We start from the raw sequence: 19,578 nt of genomic DNA, 5'->3' as shown, positions 1-19,578 counted from the left end.
CAGAGCGCCTTGCGCTTATCCAGCAATGGTTTGAATATAAAACGCACCTGTAACCCTTATGTGACAAGCGCAAGACGCTCACCTTTTAAGAGCATCCTCACAAGCGCGCCATCAACTCCGCGGACCGCGCACGCGTGCGCGCATCCAGCGCCAGCAGTGCGTCCAGCGAGTCCGGGTTGGACGGTTCGACGGCTTCCAAAGTTGCAAGGTTGAGCGCATGGATCTGGTCGAAACGTATGCGCTGCTCCAGGAAAGCCGCCACTGCCACCTCGTTGGCGGCATTGAGCACGGCCGTGGTGCCGGGCGCCGCGCGCAACGCCTGCCAGGACAGGTGCAGCCCGGGAAAGCGCGTGGCATCCGCTTCTTCGAAGGTCAGCGCTGCCAGTTGCGTGAAATCCAGGGGCGCCGCGCCGCTTTCCACCCGCTCGGGCCAGGCCAGGCCACAGGCGATGGGCACGCGCATATCGGGCGTGCCCAACTGGGCAATGATGGACGCGTCCACAAACTGCACCATGGAGTGGATGATCTGCTGCGGGTGGATGACCACCTTGATCTGCTCAGGCGCCAGGTTGAACAGCCAGCGCGCCTCGATCACCTCCAGCGCCTTGTTCATCATCGTGGCCGAGTCGATGGAAATCTTGCGGCCCATCGAGAAGTTGGGATGCGCGCAGGCCTGCGCCGGCGTCACGTCGCGCAGCGTGGCCGGGTCGCGCGTGCGAAACGGCCCGCCCGACGCGGTGAGCAGCACGTGGTCCACGCGCCGCGGCCAGGTGGCGGGGTCTTCGGGCAGGCTCTGGAAGATGGCGGAATGCTCGCTGTCGATGGGCAGCAGCGTGGCGCCGCCTTCGCGCACCGCGGCCATGAACACCTCGCCCCCGACGACCAGCGCCTCCTTGTTGGCCAGCAGCAGGCGCTTGCCCGCACGCGCGGCCGCCAGGCACGGCGCCAGGCCCGCCGCGCCCACGATGGCCGCCATGACCGCGTCCACCTCTTCGTGCGAGGCAATGGCTTGCAGCGCATCGGGTGTTTGCAGCACCTCGGTGGGCAAGCCGCTCTGCTGCAGTTTGTCTGCCAGCTGGCGCGCATGCGCACTGCTGGCCATCACCGCATAGCGCGGACGGAACTGCGCGCACTGCGCCAGCATCAGGTCCACCTGCGTGGCCGCGCTCAGCGCAAAGACTTCGTAGCGATCGGGGTGGCGTGCCACCACGTCGAGGGTGCTGGTGCCGATGGATCCCGTAGAACCCAGCACCGTGAGACGTTGTTTCATGCGGATGCGAAATGAGAAAGCATCATGGCCAAGGGCAGCGTGGGCAGCAGCGCATCAATGCGGTCCAGTACGCCGCCGTGGCCAGGCAGCAGGCCGCTGCTGTCCTTGACACCGGCGCTGCGCTTGATGAGCGACTCCACCAGGTCGCCTACCACGCTCATGGCGGCCATGAACAATGCGCCAACGACTAGCAGCCATACGCCCTGGGCTGCCAGGCGTGAGTACAGGCTGGGCACGCTGGCCTGCCAGGCCCCATCGGCCGCGGTCCAGGCCGCGGCCAGCACCAGCACACCCAGCATGCCACCCCACACCCCTTCCCAGCTCTTGCCGGGGCTGATAGAGGGAGCCAGCTTGTTGCGCGTGAAGCGCAGGCCAAAAGCGCGGCCGGCAAAGTAGGCAAAGATATCGGCCGCCCACACCAGGGTCAGAACCGACAGAAGGAAATTGACCCCCACCACGCGCGCCTGGGCCACGGCCAGCCAGGCCATCCACAGCGCCAGCACGCCGCCGGCCACGCGCAGCCCGCGCGGCAGCTGCGGCCAGCCGGCCACGCCCACGCGCAGCAAGGCGGCCCCACCCAGCACCCAGGCAGCGCCGCCCACCAGCCACAGCCAGGGCAGCGGCTGGTGCAGCCAGCCCGCGGCCCACCCGAGGCCGCACAGCACTACACACGCCGCCCCCAGGCCGATGCTGCCGCCACCGCCGAGGCCGTTGAGCCGACCCCATTCCCACGCCGCCGCAGCCATCATGACCAGCGTCACCACGGCAAAGGGCACGAACGAGGGATAGAACAATGCCGGCAACAGAATGGCCAGCAGGACCAACGCGGTGATGACACGTTGCTTGAGCATCCAGACCCCTTCAGCGATGTGCGGTGGACGGAATCAGGCACGCAGCGAACCGGGCTGCTGCGCTTGTACCTGGTCGGAGGTTTGGCCAAAGCGGCGCTCGCGCGCCGCGAAGTCCGCGATGGCTTCATCCAGTGCGGCCTCGTCGAAATCGGGCCACAGGCGGTCACTGAAATACAGTTCGGTATAGGCGGCCTGCCACAGCAGGAAGTTGCTGATGCGCCGCTCGCCACCGGTTCGGATCAGCAGATCCGGATCGGGCACATGGGCCATGCCCATGGCGGCATGCAGGCTGGCCTCGGTGATGGGCTCGCCCCGCGCTGCAAGCGCAGCTGCGGCCTGCGTGATGTCCCAACGGCCGCCGTAGTTGAAGCAGACATTGAGCACCAGTCGCTGGTTGCTTGCGGTGGCCGCCTCGGCACGCTGGAGCCCTTCGCGCACCTGCGCCGAAATGCCCGACTTTTCCCCCACGAAGTGCACCTGCACGCCATCCCGGGCCAGTTGCGGCACCTCACGTGTCAGCGCCTTGGCAAGCAGATCCATGAGACCGGACACCTCGTCCGCCGGACGGTTCCAGTTCTCGGAGGAAAACGCGAACACGGTAAGCACGCCCACGCCGCGTTGGACGCAAGCATGCACGCAGCGCCGCAGCGATTCCACGCCCTGCCGATGCCCCGCCAGGCGCGGCAGGAAGCGGCGCGTCGCCCAGCGGCCGTTGCCATCCATGACGATGGCAATGTGGTGGGGAATGGCTCCCTGCACGGTGGGCATGAATCCAGGATCGATCCGCAAAACCGGATCAGATCGCCATGATTTCCTGCTCCTTGGCCGCCACCAAGGCATCGATCTCTGCAATGTGCTTGTCGGTGGTTTTCTGCACATCGGCCTCGGCGCGCTTTTGGTCGTCCTCGGAGGCGAGCTTGTCCTTGACCAGTTTCTTGACGCCTTCATTGGCATCGCGGCGCAGGTTGCGGATGGCCACCTTGGCGCCCTCGCCTTCGCTGCGCGCCAGCTTGGTCATCTCCTTGCGGCGCTCTTCACTCATCGGCGGCATGGGCACGCGGATCAGGTCGCCCATGGAGGCCGGGTTCAGCCCCAGATCGCTTTCACGGATCGCCTTCTCGATCTTGGCACCCATGTTCTTTTCCCATGGCTGCACACTGATGGTGCGCGCGTCGAGCAAAGCCACGTTGGCCACCTGGGACAACGGCACCATGGATCCGTAGTACTCGACATGGATCGTGTCGAGCAGCTGCGGGTTGGCGCGGCCGGTGCGGATCTTGGCCAGGTTGTTCTTGAAGGCGGCGATGGACTGGTCCATCTTCGCCTCGGTCGTCTTCTTGATGTCGGCAATCGTCATGTGTGGTTCCTCTGCAAGCGGGCAATCAGGCCAGGCGCGGCAAAGCCATCAAGCGTACACCAACGTGCCTTCGTCTTCGCCCATCACCACGCGCTTCAGCGCGCCATGTTTCACGATGGAGAACACGCGGATCGGCAGCTTCTGGTCGCGGCACAGGGCAAAGGCCGTCGCGTCCAGGATGCCCAGGTTGCGGCTCATGGCCTCGTCGAACGTGAGCTTGGCATAGCGCGTGGCCGACGGGTCCTTCATCGGATCGGCCGTGTACACGCCGTCGACCTTGGTCGCCTTAAGCACCACCTCGGCGCCGATCTCGGCGCCGCGCAGCGCGGCGGCCGTGTCGGTGGTGAAGAAGGGGTTGCCGGTTCCGGCGGCGAACACCACCACTTTGCCCTCTTCGAGGTACTGCAGCGCCTTGGGACGCACGTAGGGCTCCACCACCTGCTCGATGCCTATGGCGGACATCACGCGGGCCGTCAGCCCCTGCTTGTCCATGGCGTCCGCCAGGGCCAGCGCGTTCATCACGGTGGCCAGCATGCCCATGTAGTCGGCCGTGGCGCGGTCCATGCCCACGGACCCGCCCGCCACACCGCGGAAGATGTTGCCCCCGCCGATCACCACCGCCACTTGCACGCCCAGGCGGGTGACCTCGGCGATCTCCTCGACCATGCGCACGATCGTGGCACGGTTGATGCCGAATGCGTCATCGCCCATGAGCGCCTCACCAGACAACTTGAGCAGGATGCGCTTGTGGGCTGGCGTGGCGAGGGTCATGGGCAATTCTCCGTAAGGCTGGACTGGGGGGATGAAGGGCGTGGGCGGCAGACGCTATCAGGCGCCCGACTTGGCGGCAGCGACTTGCGCAGCCACCTCGGCGGCGAAATCGTCCACCTTCTTCTCGATGCCCTCGCCCACCACGTACAGGGTGAAGCCCTTCACTGTGGTGTTGGCGGCCTTGAGCATCTGGGCCACGGTCTGCTTGCCATCGGCGGCCTTCACGAAGACCTGGTCGGCCAGCGAGACTTCCTTGAGGTACTTCTGCACCGAGCCTTCGACCATCTTGGCGGCGATATCGGCTGGCTTGCCGGACTCGGCGGCCTTGCCCTCGGCCACGGCACGCTCCTTGGCGATCAGGTCGGCAGGCACGTCGGCGCTGGTCAGCGCCACGGGCTTCATGGCGGCCACATGCATGGCCACGTCCTTGGCGGCCACGGCATCGCCGTCGAACTCCACCACCACGCCGATGCGCGAGCCGTGCAGGTAGGCGGCCAGGTTGGAGCCGCTGAAACGCTTGAAACGACGGAAAGACATGTTCTCGCCGATCTTGCCGATCAGGCCCTTGCGTACATCTTCCAGGGTGGGGCCGAAGCCGTCCTGCTCATAGGCCAATTGGCCCAGGGCTTCGATGTCCGCGGGGTTGTGTTCCGCGACCAGCTTGGCGGCCGCGTTGGCCATGGCGATGAAGCTGTCGTTCTTGGACACGAAGTCGGTTTCGCTGTTCACTTCGATCAGCGCACCCACGTTGCCGTTGATGAACGATGCCACCACGCCTTCGGCCGTCACGCGGGAAGCAGCCTTGCCGGCCTTGGTGCCCAGCTTGACGCGCAGCAGCTCTTCGGCCTTGGCCATATCGCCGTCGGCCTCGGTCAGGGCCTTCTTGCATTCCATCATGGGGGCATCGGTCTTGCCACGCAGTTCGGCAACCATGCTTGCGGTAATTGCAGCCATCGTGTTTCTCCAGTTTTTGAGTTCAGTTCGTTACAGGATCAGAAGCTAAAAAAAAGGGGGCTCACCAGGGGCCCCGCTTTTTTTGCGACGCATCGCGCGGCCCTTGACTTAGGCGGCGTTCTCGTCCACTTCCACGAATTCGTCGGAGCCTTCGGCAGCCACAGCCTTGGCCACTTCCGTCACGGCGTTGGCACGGCCGTCAAGGATAGCGTCGGCGATGCCGCGAGCGTACAGAGCCACAGCCTTGGCCGAGTCGTCGTTACCGGGGATCACGTAGTCAATGCCCTCGGGCGAGTGGTTGGAGTCCACCACGCCGATCAGCGGGATGCCCAGCTTCTTGGCTTCGGACACGGCGATCTTGTGGTAGCCCACGTCGATCACGAAGATGGCATCGGGCAGCGCAGCCATGTCCTGAATGCCCCCGATGTCCTTCTCGAGCTTTTCCAGCTCGCGCGAGAACATCAGCTGCTCCTTCTTGCTCATGGACTCCAGGCCGGCTTCCTGCTGTGCCTTCATGTCCTTCAGGCGCTTGATGGAGGTCTTGACGGTCTTGAAGTTGGTCAGCATGCCGCCCAGCCAGCGCTGGTCGACATAGGGCACGCCAGCGCGCTGGGCCTGCTCGGCCACCAGTTCGCGGGCCTGGCGCTTGGTGCCGACCATCAGGATGGTGCCGCGGTTGGCAGCCAACTGCTTAGCGAACTTCTGCGCCTCCTGGAACATCGGCAGCGACTTTTCCAGGTTGATGATGTGAATCTTATTGCGATGGCCGAAGATGAAGGGGGCCATCTTGGGGTTCCAGAAGCGCGTTTGGTGGCCAAAGTGGACACCGGCTTCCAGCATTTCACGCATGGTGACGGACATGAGGTTTCTCCAAAGGTTGGGTCTAAAATCCAGCCTCAATACTTGCCCACTGAATTGCTCTTGCGTGGAACTTGCAGTCCCACGAGAGGGCAGAGGGCAACACCTTGAGAGGGCTGGTTTGCGATTAAGTTCTGCATGGTGCCTGGCAGCACGGCGGCGGCGCAGCTCTCAGCAAAACCCAAAGATTCTAGCATATCCCCATGTTGGCTGACCTCGTCTCCACCCGCAGCCACGTAGCTGCCGGGCATAGCAGCGCACGCGATGAAATCGAGCGCTGCATCGCCGCCGCCGAAGGGCCCACCTGCGCCCATGTGTTCCGCCAGACCAGCTTCGACCAGGCCCGCGCAGCAGCCGCCGTGCCCGGCGTGGAGCGTCTGCCGCTGGCGGGCCTGGCCGTGTCGGTCAAGGATCTGTTCGACATCCAGGGCATGACCACCGCCGCGGGCTCCACCGTGTTGCGGGAGGCGCCGCCCGCGCCGGCCGACAGCCCGGCCGTGGCGCGCCTGCGCCGCGCGGGCGCAGCGTTCATCGGCCGCACGCACATGGTGGAGTTCGCCTTCTCCGGCGTGGGTGTGAATCCGCACTTCGGCACGCCCGCCGCATTTGACGCCCGCCACGGCGCGCTGCCCGGCCCCGCGCGGGTATGCGGGGGCTCGTCGTCGGGCGCCGGGGTGTCGGTGGCCACGGGCGCGGCCTTCATTGGCCTGGGCTCCGATACGGGCGGCTCGATCCGTATCCCGGCCGCGCTGAACGGCATCGTGGGTTTCAAGAACACCGCGCGCCTCGTGCCCACCGAAGGCGCTGTCCCCTTGTCCACCACGCTGGACACGGCCTGCGCACTCACCCGCACGGTGCGCGATGCCGTCGTGGCACACGAGATCCTGGCGGCACGGCGCGTCACGCGCAGCCCCGCACCGCTGTCGGCCTGGCGGCTGGCCGTACCCGCCACACTGTTCCTGGACGGACTGGACGCCACCGTGGCACGCGCCTTCGACCGCACACTGTCACGCCTGCGCGCGGCCGGCGCGCAGATCACCGAGATTGACCTGGCAGAAACCGCCCAGTTGGCCGATGTAAACGCCACCGGCGGGTTTTCCGCCGCCGAAAGCTACGCCTGGCACCGCGCGCTGCTGGCACGGCACGGCAACGCCTACGACCCGCGCGTGAAGAGCCGCATCGAGCGCGGCGCCAGCATGTCCGCCGCCGACTACATCGATCTGCTGCACGCGCGGCGCGCCTGGATCGCACGCATGCAGACCGCCATGGCCGACTTCGACGCCCTGCTCTCGCCCACCGTCCCCATCGTGGCGCCCCCCATCGCATCGGTCGCGCCGGGCAGCGAGCGCGACGCGGAGTTCTTCCGCGTCAATGGATTGCTGCTACGCAACACCAGCGTGGTCAACATGCTGGACGGCTGCGCCCTGTCCCTGCCGTGTCACGAAGCGGGCGAACTGCCCGTGGGCCTGATGGTGTGGCACGGCGCACTGCGCGACGACCCGGTGCTGAACATCGGCCTGCTGATCGAACAAGAACTACAAAAACAATAGCTACTAGCGCTTATCCTACGGGCGCTAGAGGCATATTTCGCTTCAATTTTCATGCACATCATCATCGTGGGCGCCGGCATCGTCGGCGCGGCCACTGCTTATGAACTGGCCGCGGACGGCCATCAGGTCACCGTGGTCGAGCAGCGCGGCGCCGCGGCAGAGGAGGCGAGCTTCGGCAGCTCCGGCCTGCTGGCGCCCTCGCTACTCATGCCGTGGGCGGCGCCGGGCCTGGGTGGGCCGCTCGGCCGCTGGCCTTGGAGCCGCGATGCCACGCTGCGCCTGGTACGCGGCGCCGGCATGGCAGGCCGGCGCTGGCGCTGGCGCTGGTCCCAGGCGGGTCGCCGGCCCGAGACGGCGGCGCGGCTGGCCGGGCTGGAAGGGCTGGGCCGCTACAGCCTGGCACGCACGCGCGAACTGATCCACCAATGGGACGTGGGCCTGGAAACCAGCCGCGGCACTCTGGTGCTGCTGCGCCGCCCCGAAGATGTGGAGCGCCTGCAGCCCGCGTTGAAGGTGCTGCGCGACGCGGGCGTGGGTCTGCGCGATGTGGATGCCGACACCGCGCGGCTCATCGAGCCCGGCCTGTCCACCGACGTGCCGCTGGCGGGTGCCGTGCATGTACCGGATGGCGAGTCCGGCAACTGCCGGCTGTTTGCGCAGATCCTGCGCCACACGGCGCAGGAGCGCGGCGCACAGTTCGTGTTCGGCGCGCATGTCCGCGCTCTCAGCGCATCGCCGCCCGGCGTCCACGTCGTAGGCGAAGCCGCCCCGCGTCAGGCCGACGCCGTGGTGCTGTGCGCCGGCGTGGCCAGCGCCGCGCTGCTGCGCCCGCTGGGACGCCACCTGCCCCTGGAGGCCGTACATGGCTACACCGTCAGCGCGCCGGTGCGCGAGGACAGCCATGCACCCCAGGGCTCGGTGATCGATCCGCTGCACCGCATCACCATCACCCGCCAGGGTCAGCGCGTACGTGTGTCCGGCGGCGCCGAGATCGGGCACGGCAACGGCAGCCACCACGCGCCCACGCTGCAGACGCTCTACCTCGCGCTGTCAGGCTGGTTCCCGGGCGGCGCGCTCACCTCGTCCCCGCAAGTGCAGGTCTGGCGCGGCGCGCGCCCCACGCTGACCGATGGCGCCCCCGCCATCGGCGCGAGCGGTGTGTCCGGCCTGTGGATCAACACCGGCCACGGCGCTTGCGGCTGGGCCCAGGCCTGTGGCAGTGCCCGCGCCCTGGCGGACCTGATCGCCCGGCGCAGTCCCGCGATTGACCTGCAGCCCTTTGCGCCTCAGCGCTTCTAGCGCGCTTCGCACGGCCCCCACCTGGCGCCACAATGCCGGGCATGCAGCGCATCGCACCTGACCGGCCCCATCCCCTGTTCGACACCGCGGCCACGCGCCGCCTGGAGGCCAGCACCGCCGCCGCCCTCGCGCCCCACACGCTGATGCAGCGCGCCGGCCAGGCCACGGCCCGGTTGGCGCTCGCGCTGGCTCCGCATGCGCGCACCTTCTGGTTCGCCTGCGGCGGCGGCAACAACGGCGGCGATGGGCTGGAGGCCGCCCTGCTGCTGCACCGCGGCGGCCACCCGGTCGTGGTGACCTGGCTGGGAACGCCCGAGACGGCGCCTGCCGACGCGCGCCAGTCCTGGCAGCGCGCACAAGAGGCCGGTGTGCCGTTCGCGGCTGAGCCGCCCTCCCTCGGTCCGCAGGACCTGTGCGTGGATGCGCTGCTGGGCATCGGCCTGCGCGCCGATCCGCGCCCCCGCAAGCCCGACGCGCGGCTGCTGCAATGGCTGGCCCGCATGCACGCCTGCGCGGCACCCACGCTGTGCGTGGACCTACCCTCCGGCCTGGTAGCGGAATCAGGCCAGTACATCCCGGGGCTGGCGCCGGCCCATCCAGGTGCCACGGCGGCGCGCCACACGCTGAGCCTGCTCACGCTCAAGCCAGGCCTGTTCACCGGCCAGGGCCGCGACGCAGCGGGCAGCGTGTGGTTTGATGACCTGGGCGTGCCGGCATCAACCGAAACCCCTTGCGCCTGGCTCGCCGGCCCCCCCGCCCCGGCCGTGCGCGCCCATGCCAGCCACAAGGGCAGCTACGGCGACGTGGCCGTCATCGGCGGCGAAGGCCTGCAGGCGCGCGGCATGGGCATGACGGGTGCGGCCCTTTTAGCCGCCAGCGCGGCGTTGCACGCCGGCGCGGGCCGCGTGATGGTGGCGCTGCTGGACGCCGGCGCACTCCCCGCCCTGCCGCAGCAGCCTGAAGTGATGCTGCGCCGTTGGGACGCGCTGGCGCTGGACCACGCCACCGTGGTCTGCGGCTGCGGCGGCGGCGCGGCCGTGGCGGCCGTGCTGCCAGACGTCCTGCAGCAATCGGCACGCCTGGTGCTGGACGCAGACGCGCTGAACGCCGTGGCCGCCGACCCCCATCTGCAGCATCTGCTGCGCGAGCGTGGCCGGCAGGGCCGCCCCACCGTGCTGACTCCGCACCCCCTGGAGGCCGCGCGGCTGCTGGCCGGCACCACGGCCGCCGTGCAGGCCGACCGCCTGGCCGCGGCGCGCACGCTGGCCGGTCAGTACGGCTGCACCGTGCTGCTCAAGGGCTCGGGCAGCGTGATTGCCGCACCGGGGCGCACGCCCCTCATCAACCCCACGGGCAACGCGCGCCTGGCCACGGGCGGCACCGGTGACGTGCTGGCCGGCCTGGTGGGGGCGCGGCTGGCCGCGGAGCCTGCACAGGCCGATGCAGCATTTGCGGCCGCGGGCCGCGCCTGCTGGGAGCACGGCGCTGCCGCCGACCGCTGGCCCGCCGGGCGCTCCCTCACCGCAGGAGCGCTCGCACACTCCCTGAACGCAGGCTGACCACGCAGCGCGCCGCGCGGCCCAGCCGCCGGAGGGATTGCATCCAACGGTAACGGTGGTTTCCAAGCTGTGCATATCTACCTTGTCTTACAGACGGTATGCGGACTGAAGCGCTTTAATCGCTCCATGTCTTGGTATGCATGCATACCGTGTGTTCCACCCACCTGAGGTACTGCCATGAAACGCCATTTCCGCCCCGGATCGCGCGCCTACGCGGCCTTTGTGGTCACCGTGGTCCTGGCCTTCGCGGCCAGCGTCATGACCCTGGTGCCCCACCAGACGACCCAGGTGGCCGACTCGCAGGTGCACAGCCAGCTGGAGCAACTCGTTCCCGCTGGCGTCTTCGACTGAGCTCCCTCTCACTCCTCCCCTCCAGCCGCCTTCGGGCGGCTTTTTTGCGGGCCGCCCGGGCCGGGCTTCAGGGCACGGCGCTGGCGGGTGCGCCGCCGCTTTCCACCACAGCGACGCGCCGCCGCAGCGCGGCCTCCAACGCGGTATCGCCCGCCGCACCCGCCCGTTCGGCGCGCAGCAGCAGCCAGGCCATCAACGGGCGGCGCCATCCCTGCGCCGAGGCGGTGTCGGTGGCCAGCACCATGACTTCCGGCGTAGCGCGCCCGGCGCGCACGGCCGCACCCGCTGCCACCAGGCGCGCCAAGGGGTCGGCAATCCCGGCAATGGACTGGGGGCTGGCTGCGGCGGCGCGTTGTGCCTCGGGCAGCAGCGCCGCCTGCGCGGGCGTGGCGCGGCCTGCGAGGTAGTCGGCATAGGCCTGCTCCGGCGGCGCCGCATCGGCGCGCAGCGGCTCGAAAGCCGTGCAAGGCTGCAGTTGCAGGCTGGCCACCTGCGCGGCGCAGCGCATCAGCTCCACGCGCGCCAGCAACTCGGGCCGGCCGGTGCGTGCCACCTCGGCGCGTGCGCGGGTCCATTCCTGGTCGGCCACGCGGGTGTTGCCGGACAGGTAGGCCTCGGTCGCCCGCTCGGCCGCGCCGTGGGCATTCATCTGCCAGTCGGGCACCGGCGCCTTGCCGGCGCAGGCCGACAGCACCACGGCCAGCGCGGGTGCCAAGCCCCGCCACAAGAGAAGCTGCAGGGAGGTCATGGCAGTTTCAGCTCCGTTTCGCGGGCAAAGGGCCACTTGCGGTTGATCTCGTTCACCAAGGCATCCACCTTGCGCAGGCTGCCTTCCACCTCGGCGCGCAATGCGCCCAGGTCGGTCGTGGCCTCGCGCGCGTTGGCGCCCACGGCCTGGGCCTCGGCCAGCACGGCGTCCACCTTGGTGAGGCTCTGGCGCGCGTCGGCCAGCAAACCGTTGAGCTGCACCACGGCGGCCCGCACCTCGGGCACCAGCCCGGGGTCGCCCCCCGCACCGAAGACCTGCCTGTCCGCCTTGGCGGCCATGCCGTCGATGCGCGCGAGCAACTGGTTGGTGCGCTCCAGCGTGGTGAGGATCTTCTTCGCGTCCGTCTCGTTGCCCATGAGCACGCCCAGGGCGCCGCCAGGCGCGTTGAGCCGCTCGGTGAGCGTGCGCACCTGGGCCATGGCGCCGCCCAGGGCGGACTCTGCGCCGGTCATGGCGTTCAGGTTGTCCAGCAGCTGGCGTGCCGATGACATGAGCTGCGGAATCTCCGCCGTGGCGTCGCCGCGCAGAACGGGGCGCTCGGCGCCGTCCTCCAGCGGCGGGTCGGCCAGCATGCCGCTGTAGGCCTTGATGGTGGTGCCGCCCACCAGCCCGCTGACCAGGGTGAACACGCTGGAGGTGCGCAGCCAGTGCGCGTCGCGCTGGGCCACGTCGATGAGGATGCGCACGTTGCCGGTCTCGGCCAGTTCGATGCGCCGCACTCGGCCGATGGGAAAGCCCGAGAACGTCATGTCCATACCCACGACCACGCCCTCGGAATCTTCGGCCGTGAGCACCAGCCGCTGCGTGGGCTCGAACGCGCCGCGCGCGTACAGCAGGTACAGGCCGGCACCCAGCACGAGCACCAGCGTGAACAGCAGCAGCGCCGCGGCCTTGCGCTCCAGATGGGCCACGGGCCGCAGCAACTCGACCGGCGCGTTCGCGGGCGGTTCGGACAGCGGGGGTTGGGGACGTTGCGGATCGGTCATCGCGTGGCCATGAAATCAGTAGTAATTGCCCATCAGCGAGATCACCTCGATGAGCAGCAGCACGGCGAACATGCGCGCCAAGCCGCCCAGCTCCGAGTCGGGCTGCTGGGCCTGGCGTGCGTCGCCGCTTTCGTAGAGCCCCGAAGCCATGGGAATCAGCGCCACGGCCAGGCTGAAGAACACGGTCTTGAGCACGAACACCAGCGTGATCTGCGGCGCGAACACATGGCCGAACATGCGCGTGTACACCGGCAGCCCCGCCGTGTTGAGCCCATACACGCCCAGGTAGGCCATGACCAGCGCCACTACGCACGACAGCGCCGCCAGCGTGATGCTGGCATACACGCCAGCCACCACGCGCGGCAGCAGCTCCATGCGCACGGGGTCGGCGCCGCGCTGGCGCAGAGCCTGAAGGTGGCCCGACTGGCGCATCAGCGCCAGCTGCGTGCCGTTGGGGATGGTGGCGCGCATCGCCACGAACAGCGCGGCGGTCAGCGGGATCAGCTCCAGCACCAGCACGCGGATCACCATCTCCAGCGCATAGCGCGACAGGCCGTAGCTGAGCGCGGTGACGACCACGATGCGCGTGATGACCAGACTGATGAGCGCCGCTAGCACCGTGAAACCCAGCAGGATGGGCGCGGTGTCCTGGTACATGTGGCGCGCCAGCCGCCAGCGCGTGGCGCGGCCGTAGCTGGACGGCGAGAGCATCAGCACCATGACCACGGCGCCCAGGTAGATGATGCGCCACCACGCCACGGCCCAACGCCGCGCCTGGGCCCACAGGCGCCGGGGCACGATGGAAGGGTGCAGGCTGGCGTTCATGCGCGGATCATAGGCGAAGGCTGCATTCGATAAGTAACAAATTGGCCGCTAGCGCTTGTGCAGCAAGCGCTAGCAGCTATTAACACCATAGCAACCTGTGCCATGGGCCTCATACATGCCTGCGGGCCGCCGGCCCTGCGGGCGGCACGGGATCGGCATCGGCGCGTGCATGCAACGCCTCGATCACGTGGCACTGCCCTCCCGTGCCGTCGCAACGGCTGCGCAGCGACAGCAGTTCCTGCTCCAGCGTCGCCAGCTCGGCCATGCGCGTGCGCACGTGCGCCAGGTGCTCGTCCAGCGTGACGCAGGCGGCATGGCCGTCGGTGGTACTGCAGGCGTCCAATGCCAGCAGGCCGCGCACCTCCTGCAGCGACATGTCCATGGCGCGGCACAGCCGCACGAAGCGCATGCGGTGGACCTCCTCGTCGCTGTAGAGGCGGTAGCGGTTGTCCGCGCGGGTCTGCGCGGGCAGCAGGCCTTCCTTTTCGTAATAGCGGATGTTGGCCGGTGGCACGCCCGAGAGCCGGGCGGCATCACCGATACGGTGGCGGGGGCTTTGTCGCAGCATGGCTTGACCTTGGAGTGGCTTCAAGGTTTCCAATCATGGCATGAGCCAAAGCCATTCCTCCCATTCCGCGTCCCATTCCCATGGCCCGGGCGCGGCAAACCTGCCTCCTCCGCCCGCATCCGCATGCAGCGGCTGCGCCTGCAGCACATCGGCGGGCGACGGCCACGACCACGGCACCCTGCCCGGTTGGCCGCGCATCGCCGCGGCGCTGGCCCTGGCCACGGGCGCCGAGGCGGCGCACTGGATGCAGCAGGACTACGCCGGCATGGCCCTGGCCGTGGTGGCGATTGCACTGTCGGGCCTGGGCGTGTACCGGGTGGGCCTCAAAGACCTTGCGCGCCTGCGCCTGGGCATCCACGCGCTCATGGCCGTGGCGGTGACGGGCGCCTTACTCATCGGCCAGTGGCCCGAGGCAGCGATGGTCATGGCGCTGTACGTGGCGGCCGAGCGCATCGAGGACGGCGCCATGGACCGCGCGCGCCATGCCATACGCCAGCTGCTGCAACTGGCGCCCGCCACGGCCGACGTGCAGCAGCCGAATGGCAGCACCCTGAGCCTGCCCGTGGACCAGGTGCCGCTGCGTGCCACCGTGCGCATTGCCCCGGGCGCGCATGTGCCGCTGGACGGCACCGTCACCCACGGCAGCAGCAGCGTGAACCAGGCCCCCATCACCGGCGAGAGCCAACTGGCCGACAAGGCCGCCGGCGACCCGCTGTACGCGGGCAGCGTGAACCAGCAGGGCGAGCTGCTGATGCAGGTGAACACCCCGCCCGGCGACACGCTGATTGCGCGCATCGTGCGCGCGGTGGAGCAGGCGCAGGCCAGCAAGGCCCCCATCCAGCGCTTCGTGGACCGCTTTGCCGCCATCTACACGCCCGTCGTGTTCGCACTGGCCGTGCTGCTGGCGCTGCTGGCCCCCCCGCTGATGGGCTGGACCTGGACGCAGTCCACCTACCAGGCGCTGGCGCTGCTGGTCATCGCCTGCCCCTGCGCGCTGGTCATCTCCACGCCGGTCACGGTGGTCAGCGCGCTCACGGCCGCCGCGCGGCGCGGCATCCTCATCAAGGGCGGCAGCGCGCTGGAGGCCGCGCGCGGCCTGCGCGTGGTGGCGCTGGACAAGACCGGCACGCTGACCATCGGCAGCCCTGCCCTGGTGCAGTGGCGTGCCCTGAACGGCGCCGATGCCGACGCCGTGGCAGATGTGGCCTGGCAGCTGGCCAGCCGGTCTGAGCACCCGGTCTCGCGCGCCATCGCCGCCGGCCTGCCCGCGGCCACCCACAACGGCGTGCAGAACCTGCAGGCCCTGCCCGGTCGCGGCGTGCAGGCCGAGGTGGGCGGCCAGCGCTGGTGGCTGGGCAACCTGCGCCTGATGCGCGAACAAGGCCTGGCCGACGCTGCGCTCGAAGACGCCCTGGCCCAACAGGAGCGGCAGGGCCGCACCGTCACCTTGCTGGCCGACGCGCAAGCCGTGCGCGCGCTGTTCGCCGTGGCCGACCCGCTGCGCGGCCACGCGCGCCAGGCCATCGCCGAACTGCGCGCGCTGGGCGTGCACCCGGTGGTGTTGAGCGGCGACAACCCGGCCACCGCACAGGCCATCGCGGCCGAGGCGGGCATTACCGACGCGCAGGACGCGCTCGGCGGCCTGCTGCCGCAGGACAAGCTCGACACCCTGGCCGCGCTGCAGCGCACGCGCGGCCCCACCGCCATGGCGGGCGACGGCATCAACGATGCGCCCGCGCTGGCCCAGGCCGACGTGGGCTTCGCCATGGGCGGCGCACACAGCACCGGCATGGCCATGGAGACGGCCGACGTAGTACTCATGAACGACGACCTGCGCCGCATTCCCGACACCGTGCGGCTGGCACGCCGCGCACACGCCGTGCTGTGGCAGAACATCACCCTGGCGCTGGGCATCAAGGCCGCGTTCTTCACCCTGGCGCTGCTGGGCATGGCCAGCATGTGGATGGCCGTGGCAGCCGACATGGGCGTGAGCCTGCTGGTGGTGGCCAACGGGCTGCGCCTGCGCCGCGGTGCCTCTATCGCGGCGAAGGAGGCCGCATGACCATGACCCAATCACCACAAAGCCGCCAGCGCGCCGCCTACGACTACCTGCTGCAGCGCTGGCGCACCAGCGTGGATGCGCCCACCGAACAGCGTTGGCGCTACCTGGAGGCCGCCCATGTGGTGGGCCAGAACCGCCTGGGCCTGCACTGGCGCGCGCACTGGCAGATGCTGCGCTTTGCGCGCCAGTTGGGCGACGCGCCGGAGGCTCGGGGCCAATGGGCGCGGCTGGGCCTCACGCTGGTGGGCCACCTGGTGCGCCGGCTGCCGCAGGGCAACATCGGCCGTGCCAGCGTGCCCGCGCTGCGGCCCATGGTGCCCAGCGTGGCCGTGCGCGCATGCATCACCGAAGCCATGCAGGCCACCCAGCCCCCCGGCACGCCGGGTGCGCAAGAGATGAGTCCAATCGACCTCTAGCGCCCGCCTGACAAGCGCACACAGCTCATCTTTTAGGAGCATTACGCCACCCAGACCCGGGAATTTGACCCAGCGCAAGACACAGCGACCGATGCCGTGGTGCAATCGCGCCCCCGCCGGTCACCACGGCGACTGCCGATCCCGCCCATGTCCACCACCACCGCCAACGCCGCTCCCGCCATGGTCCCGCACACCCGCACCGAAGACGCCGTGGCGATTGGCGTCGGCGTGACGCTGATCTCCGTGGGCGTGGCCTTCCTCGCCAGCGCCGGGCTGCTCACCGGCGGCATGGCGGGGCTGGCCTTCGTGCTGCACTACGCCACGGGCATCGGCTTCGGCAAGCTGTTCTTCGCGCTCAACCTGCCGTTCTACTGGCTGGCGCTGCGCAAGCTGGGCCTGGCCTTCACGCTCAAGACCTTCGCGGCCGTGGCGCTGCTGTCGGTGCTGTCGGAGCTGCAGTCGCAGTTCCTGCAGATCAGCGAACTGCAGCCGCTGTATGCGGCCATCACCGGCGGGCTGATCATGGGTATGGGCTTTTTGGTGCTGTTCCGCCACCGCTGCAGCCTGGGGGGCGTGGGCATCATGGCGCTGTACCTGCAGGACCGCTTCGGCTGGCGCGCCGGCAAGGTGCAGATGGCCGTGGACTGCTGCATCGTGCTGGCGGCGCTGGTCACAGTGGAGCCGCTGCGCGTGCTGTGGTCGGTCATCGGCGCCGTGGCGCTCAACCTGGTGCTGGCCATGAACCACCGGCCAGGGCGCTACATGGCGGTCTGACGGCACGCGGCCGGACCATCGCCGGGCGCTCGCTCTGGCGGGAACTTCCTGCACCGCGCCGGTATCATTCGCTGCATGCGCCACGCCGTTGCCATGATCCTGGGTCTGCTGCTGGTCCTGCGGGGCCTGCTGGGCGACGCCATGGCCATGGGCGTTGCACCGGCCACGCCCGCGCAGCCCACCATCGCGGCAGCTGCTACCCACCACGCTATGGCAAGCGACACGCACGACCACGGTGGTCATGACGGCGACCATGCCAGCGCATCAGCACAGCCGCACTGCTGCGATACCGGCGGGGCGGTCCACGCGGAACACCCCGCCGGCTGTTCGGCCTGCGGCGCCTGCCATTCGGCCTTCTACGCGCCGGTCTGGGCGCCCGCCTTCCATGGACGGCACGACAGCAGGTTGCAACCGCACCCTGGCACCCACTTTGCCAGCGCCACGGCTGCGCAAGCCATCAAGCCACCCATCTCCTGAGCACTGACGCCCGAAGTGCGTCCGCAATCGGCTGCATGTCCCTCGACGGGGCCGCAGCCGAGTGTCGCGGACGCGGTTGTGTCATGTTTGACGGGAGACTCCCATGCGCTTCGCGCACCCCACCAGCCCTGCGGCCATGATGGCCCTGGCGGCCCTGGCCGGCATCGCACCGCCGACCTGGGCGCAGGTTGACAATGTTCCTGCCGCCCCATCGCAGACCGCCACCGCCGACTCGGCACAGGCCCCCAGTCTGCCCTTGCACCACCAGCCCCTGCCCCCCAGCGGCGATGTGGCCGAGGCCGACATCGGCTGGAAGGCCGCCAACACCGCCGTGGGCGCCTTTCCCGGTGGCCACTCCGACATCGTGCGTTGGGAAGCCGAGCAGGCACGCGCCGCGCCGCCCAGCCCTGGCATGCCCACCCCGAAACACCACTACGGAGGCCGGCCATGAGGCGCCCTCCGCTCGCCCTGGCTGCGCTGGCCGCTGCACTGGTGTTGGCCGGCTGCGCCAGCGTCGCCCCCGATGGGCTGCGCGGCGACGTGCAAAGCCATGTCCAGCCCCGCCTGCCCGACGGCGCGCAACTGCCCGCGCCCGATGCGCAAAGCCGCAGCGACGCGCAGGCCCAGATCACCGAATGGCTGCGCCTTCCCGTGGATGCGGACACCGCCGTGCGCGTGGCGCTCTTGAACAGCCCCGCGCTGCAGGCCCGCCTGGCCAATCTGGCCGCGCAGGATGCGCAGCGTGCACAGGCGCTGACCTTGTTCAACCCCACGCTGACGCTGGGGCGATTCACCAGCGGGCATGAGCGCGAGATCGAGCGCCAGCTCGGCTTCAGCCTGGTCAACGTGATCACCCTGCCCTGGCGCACGCGCTGGCAAGGCTGGCAGATGGAGCAGGCCACGCTGGCCGCTGCACAGGATGTGCTGCGCCTGGCCGCGGACACACGCCGCGCCTGGCTGCGCGCCGTGGCCGCCCGGCAGGTGCTGGCCGCGCGCGAACGCATGCACGAGGCGGCCGAGGCCGGCGGCGAGCTGGCGCGGCGCATGGCGCGCGTGGGCAACTTCAGCCGGCTGCAGCAGGCACGCGAAATCGCCATCACACAGGACGCGGCAGCACAGCTGGCCCGCGCGCGGCTGCATGCCGCGCTGGAGCGCGAGCAACTGGCGCGGCTGATGGGGCTGTGGGGTGCGCAGGCCGACTTCACGCTGCCGGATGCGCTACCCGCCTTGCCCGCGGCGGATGCACTGCGCAGCGGCGACGACGCCGAAGCCACGGCCCTGCGCGAGCGGCTGGACCTGCGCGCGCTGCGCCGCGACCTGGACACCACCGCCGACCGCAGCGGCTGGGCCGGTGTTGGATCCGTGTTCGGCGACATCGGCCTGAGCTACAGCCGCAACACTGCGACCGAGCGCGCCTCCGGCCACCGCGAGACCACACGCGGCTGGGAGGTAGAGCTGCCTCTGCCGCTGTTCGACTGGGGCGGAGCTGCCACGGGCCGCGCGCGGGCCGAGTTGCAGCACAGCGCCGCGCAACTGCAGGATGCCGCCATCCGCGCGCGCAGCGAGGCACGCAGCCACTGGCTGCGCTACCGCACCGCCTGGGACCTGGCGCACCAGCAGCAGGCCGAGGCTTTGCCGCTGGCGCGCTTCATGCAGGACGAGGCCGTGCTGCGCTACAACGGCATGTTCATCAGCGTGTGGGAGCTGCTGGCCGAGGCGCGCCGCGCCAGCCAGGCCGTGGCTGCCGCCACCGAGGCGCAGCGCGACTTCTGGCTCGCCCAGACCGACCTGCAACTGGCTCTCACGGGCACATCGCCCGGCGCGCCCACCGGCCTGCCGTCCGCTCCCACCACCCCCAACGCCCCTTCGGAAGGCCACTGA

General features: G+C 69.5%; 21 protein-coding genes. 10 read left to right on the top strand and 11 right to left on the bottom strand.

Features of this window, described 5'->3' with window-relative positions; translation table 11 throughout:
* Positions 1 to 97: 97 nt before the first annotated feature.
* From ispC to rpsB, 7 genes are all read right to left on the bottom strand, one after another.
* Positions 98 to 1,270: a 1-deoxy-D-xylulose-5-phosphate reductoisomerase gene (ispC, locus tag DTPSY_RS06160; protein WP_015912867.1), complete on the bottom strand. Its 1,173-nt coding sequence runs from the start codon at positions 1,268 to 1,270 to the stop codon at positions 98 to 100.
* Positions 1,267 to 2,121: a phosphatidate cytidylyltransferase gene (locus tag DTPSY_RS06155; RefSeq protein WP_015912866.1), complete on the bottom strand. Its 855-nt coding sequence runs from the start codon at positions 2,119 to 2,121 to the stop codon at positions 1,267 to 1,269. Before DTPSY_RS06155 ends, ispC begins: the two co-directional genes overlap by 4 nt.
* Positions 2,122 to 2,154: 33 nt before the next feature.
* Positions 2,155 to 2,889, bottom strand: coding sequence for a polyprenyl diphosphate synthase (gene uppS, locus DTPSY_RS06150; protein ID WP_015912865.1), 735 nt, complete (start codon positions 2,887 to 2,889; stop codon positions 2,155 to 2,157).
* Between the two features lie 28 nt (positions 2,890 to 2,917).
* Positions 2,918 to 3,478, bottom strand: a complete 561-nt coding sequence (gene frr / locus DTPSY_RS06145) for a ribosome recycling factor (protein ID WP_011805777.1) — start codon at positions 3,476 to 3,478, stop codon at positions 2,918 to 2,920.
* Positions 3,479 to 3,526: 48 nt separating this feature from the next.
* The gene (gene pyrH, locus DTPSY_RS06140; protein ID WP_011805778.1) at positions 3,527 to 4,249 is read right to left on the bottom strand and encodes a UMP kinase; all 723 of its coding nucleotides are present in this window, start codon (positions 4,247 to 4,249) and stop codon (positions 3,527 to 3,529) included.
* Positions 4,250 to 4,306: 57 nt separating this feature from the next.
* On the bottom strand, positions 4,307 to 5,203 hold the full coding sequence (gene tsf / locus DTPSY_RS06135; RefSeq protein ID WP_011805779.1) for a translation elongation factor Ts: 897 nt from the start codon (positions 5,201 to 5,203) through the stop codon (positions 4,307 to 4,309).
* A 108-nt stretch (positions 5,204 to 5,311) separates the two neighbouring features.
* Positions 5,312 to 6,064: a 30S ribosomal protein S2 gene (rpsB, locus tag DTPSY_RS06130; protein ID WP_015912864.1), complete on the bottom strand. Its 753-nt coding sequence runs from the start codon at positions 6,062 to 6,064 to the stop codon at positions 5,312 to 5,314.
* Positions 6,065 to 6,264: 200 nt separating this feature from the next.
* Between rpsB and DTPSY_RS06125 the strand changes: the two genes are divergently transcribed.
* From DTPSY_RS06125 to DTPSY_RS18530, 4 genes are all read left to right on the top strand, one after another.
* A complete protein-coding gene (locus DTPSY_RS06125) occupies positions 6,265 to 7,611 on the top strand; it encodes an amidase (protein ID WP_015912863.1) in 1,347 nt (448 codons plus the stop codon).
* A gap of 51 nt (positions 7,612 to 7,662) precedes the next feature.
* Positions 7,663 to 8,910: an FAD-dependent oxidoreductase gene (locus DTPSY_RS06120; protein WP_015912862.1), complete on the top strand. Its 1,248-nt coding sequence runs from the start codon at positions 7,663 to 7,665 to the stop codon at positions 8,908 to 8,910.
* Positions 8,911 to 8,951: 41 nt separating this feature from the next.
* The gene (locus tag DTPSY_RS06115; protein ID WP_015912861.1) at positions 8,952 to 10,469 is read left to right on the top strand and encodes an NAD(P)H-hydrate dehydratase; all 1,518 of its coding nucleotides are present in this window, start codon (positions 8,952 to 8,954) and stop codon (positions 10,467 to 10,469) included.
* Positions 10,470 to 10,646: 177 nt separating this feature from the next.
* Positions 10,647 to 10,820, top strand: coding sequence for a hypothetical protein (locus tag DTPSY_RS18530; RefSeq protein WP_011805784.1), 174 nt, complete (start codon positions 10,647 to 10,649; stop codon positions 10,818 to 10,820).
* Positions 10,821 to 10,887: 67 nt separating this feature from the next.
* Here the strand turns inward: DTPSY_RS18530 and DTPSY_RS06110 are convergent, their stop codons facing one another.
* The 4 genes from DTPSY_RS06110 to DTPSY_RS06095 form a co-directional block, all read right to left on the bottom strand.
* Positions 10,888 to 11,568 carry a hypothetical protein gene (locus tag DTPSY_RS06110; RefSeq protein ID WP_015912860.1) on the bottom strand — a complete coding sequence of 227 codons (681 nt, stop codon included), beginning with the start codon at positions 11,566 to 11,568 and terminating at the stop codon, positions 10,888 to 10,890.
* Entirely contained in the window at positions 11,565 to 12,575 is a 1,011-nt protein-coding gene (locus DTPSY_RS06105; protein ID WP_015912859.1) for an MlaD family protein, read from the bottom strand. Before DTPSY_RS06105 ends, DTPSY_RS06110 begins: the two co-directional genes overlap by 4 nt.
* A gap of 15 nt (positions 12,576 to 12,590) precedes the next feature.
* Entirely contained in the window at positions 12,591 to 13,400 is an 810-nt protein-coding gene (locus DTPSY_RS06100) for an MlaE family ABC transporter permease (RefSeq protein WP_011805787.1), read from the bottom strand.
* 109 nt (positions 13,401 to 13,509) lie between these two features.
* On the bottom strand, positions 13,510 to 13,968 hold the full coding sequence (locus DTPSY_RS06095; protein ID WP_015912858.1) for a MerR family transcriptional regulator: 459 nt from the start codon (positions 13,966 to 13,968) through the stop codon (positions 13,510 to 13,512).
* A 40-nt stretch (positions 13,969 to 14,008) separates the two neighbouring features.
* Between DTPSY_RS06095 and DTPSY_RS06090 the strand changes: the two genes are divergently transcribed.
* The 6 genes from DTPSY_RS06090 to DTPSY_RS06065 all read left to right on the top strand — a co-directional run bounded on the left by DTPSY_RS06090 (position 14,009) and on the right by DTPSY_RS06065 (position 19,578).
* Positions 14,009 to 16,030: a heavy metal translocating P-type ATPase gene (locus DTPSY_RS06090; protein ID WP_015912857.1), complete on the top strand. Its 2,022-nt coding sequence runs from the start codon at positions 14,009 to 14,011 to the stop codon at positions 16,028 to 16,030.
* Positions 16,027 to 16,446, top strand: coding sequence for a DUF3703 domain-containing protein (locus tag DTPSY_RS06085; RefSeq protein ID WP_015912856.1), 420 nt, complete (start codon positions 16,027 to 16,029; stop codon positions 16,444 to 16,446). The genes DTPSY_RS06090 and DTPSY_RS06085 overlap by 4 nt, the downstream gene beginning before the upstream one ends.
* A gap of 147 nt (positions 16,447 to 16,593) precedes the next feature.
* Complete coding sequence (locus DTPSY_RS06080) at positions 16,594 to 17,220, top strand: YitT family protein (RefSeq protein WP_011805791.1); 627 nt, start codon at positions 16,594 to 16,596, stop codon at positions 17,218 to 17,220.
* A 75-nt stretch (positions 17,221 to 17,295) separates the two neighbouring features.
* Entirely contained in the window at positions 17,296 to 17,697 is a 402-nt protein-coding gene (locus DTPSY_RS06075; protein WP_015912855.1) for a hypothetical protein, read from the top strand.
* A gap of 103 nt (positions 17,698 to 17,800) precedes the next feature.
* A complete protein-coding gene (locus DTPSY_RS06070) occupies positions 17,801 to 18,148 on the top strand; it encodes a hypothetical protein (RefSeq protein ID WP_015912854.1) in 348 nt (115 codons plus the stop codon).
* On the top strand, positions 18,145 to 19,578 hold the full coding sequence (locus tag DTPSY_RS06065; protein WP_015912853.1) for a TolC family protein: 1,434 nt from the start codon (positions 18,145 to 18,147) through the stop codon (positions 19,576 to 19,578). Before DTPSY_RS06070 ends, DTPSY_RS06065 begins: the two co-directional genes overlap by 4 nt.

Origin of the sequence: [Acidovorax] ebreus TPSY (assembly GCF_000022305.1) — a bacterium.
Classification (GTDB): Bacteria; Pseudomonadota; Gammaproteobacteria; order Burkholderiales; family Burkholderiaceae_C; genus Diaphorobacter; species Diaphorobacter nitroreducens.
This window is presented reverse-complemented; position numbering and strand designations above follow the sequence as displayed.

Bases quoted from the DNA above. Each gene is read 5' to 3' on its own strand.
- DTPSY_RS06100 (WP_011805787.1), bottom strand. From the start codon at position 13,400: ATGAACGCCAGCCTGCACCCTTCCATCGTGCCCCGGCGCCTGTGGGCC.
- DTPSY_RS06125 (WP_015912863.1), top strand. From the start codon at position 6,265: ATGTTGGCTGACCTCGTCTCCACCCGCAGCCACGTAGCTGCCGGGCAT.
- frr (WP_011805777.1), bottom strand. From the start codon at position 3,478: ATGACGATTGCCGACATCAAGAAGACGACCGAGGCGAAGATGGACCAG.
- rpsB (WP_015912864.1), bottom strand. From the start codon at position 6,064: ATGTCCGTCACCATGCGTGAAATGCTGGAAGCCGGTGTCCACTTTGGC.
- ispC (WP_015912867.1), bottom strand. From the start codon at position 1,270: ATGAAACAACGTCTCACGGTGCTGGGTTCTACGGGATCCATCGGCACC.
- DTPSY_RS06095 (WP_015912858.1), bottom strand. From the start codon at position 13,968: ATGCTGCGACAAAGCCCCCGCCACCGTATCGGTGATGCCGCCCGGCTC.
- DTPSY_RS06080 (WP_011805791.1), top strand. From the start codon at position 16,594: ATGTCCACCACCACCGCCAACGCCGCTCCCGCCATGGTCCCGCACACC.
- DTPSY_RS06110 (WP_015912860.1), bottom strand. From the start codon at position 11,568: ATGACCTCCCTGCAGCTTCTCTTGTGGCGGGGCTTGGCACCCGCGCTG.
- uppS (WP_015912865.1), bottom strand. From the start codon at position 2,889: ATGCCCACCGTGCAGGGAGCCATTCCCCACCACATTGCCATCGTCATG.
- tsf (WP_011805779.1), bottom strand. From the start codon at position 5,203: ATGGCTGCAATTACCGCAAGCATGGTTGCCGAACTGCGTGGCAAGACC.
- DTPSY_RS06105 (WP_015912859.1), bottom strand. From the start codon at position 12,575: ATGACCGATCCGCAACGTCCCCAACCCCCGCTGTCCGAACCGCCCGCG.
- DTPSY_RS06070 (WP_015912854.1), top strand. From the start codon at position 17,801: ATGCGCTTCGCGCACCCCACCAGCCCTGCGGCCATGATGGCCCTGGCG.
- DTPSY_RS06155 (WP_015912866.1), bottom strand. From the start codon at position 2,121: ATGCTCAAGCAACGTGTCATCACCGCGTTGGTCCTGCTGGCCATTCTG.
- DTPSY_RS06090 (WP_015912857.1), top strand. From the start codon at position 14,009: ATGAGCCAAAGCCATTCCTCCCATTCCGCGTCCCATTCCCATGGCCCG.
- DTPSY_RS06085 (WP_015912856.1), top strand. From the start codon at position 16,027: ATGACCATGACCCAATCACCACAAAGCCGCCAGCGCGCCGCCTACGAC.
- DTPSY_RS06065 (WP_015912853.1), top strand. From the start codon at position 18,145: ATGAGGCGCCCTCCGCTCGCCCTGGCTGCGCTGGCCGCTGCACTGGTG.
- pyrH (WP_011805778.1), bottom strand. From the start codon at position 4,249: ATGACCCTCGCCACGCCAGCCCACAAGCGCATCCTGCTCAAGTTGTCT.
- DTPSY_RS06075 (WP_015912855.1), top strand. From the start codon at position 17,296: ATGCGCCACGCCGTTGCCATGATCCTGGGTCTGCTGCTGGTCCTGCGG.
- DTPSY_RS06120 (WP_015912862.1), top strand. From the start codon at position 7,663: ATGCACATCATCATCGTGGGCGCCGGCATCGTCGGCGCGGCCACTGCT.
- DTPSY_RS06115 (WP_015912861.1), top strand. From the start codon at position 8,952: ATGCAGCGCATCGCACCTGACCGGCCCCATCCCCTGTTCGACACCGCG.
- DTPSY_RS18530 (WP_011805784.1), top strand. From the start codon at position 10,647: ATGAAACGCCATTTCCGCCCCGGATCGCGCGCCTACGCGGCCTTTGTG.